A 236-nucleotide genomic window follows, 5' to 3' on the forward strand; every position below is an offset into this window, starting at 1 on the left:
GGCTTCGCAGGGCGGGCAACCGTGAGTGAAGGCCTCGCGCACACGACCGGTGTGATCGGCGTACGGCAAAATCGTGTGGTCCTGACGCCCGGGGTCTGTGCGTCAAGCGTTGCGGTGATGTGGGTTGCCCAACCGGGCCCGCGCGTCAGCCATCCGCAAGGCGACGGGGGCAATAGTGCATCGCTCCCCGGGGAGAGCGCGACATAAGCCGTAAAGCCACTGCGCAGGGAAGGCCG

The 236-nt window shown here is 67.4% G+C and carries 1 pseudogene; it reads left to right on the plus strand.

Features of this window, described 5'->3' with window-relative positions:
- Positions 1 to 207 (plus strand): annotated as a pseudogene (locus AC0L3J_RS38395) (hypothetical protein); the annotation flags it as partial.
- Positions 208 to 236 lie beyond the last annotated feature (29 nt).

The organism is Bradyrhizobium sp. Kon37 (genome assembly GCF_055807535.1).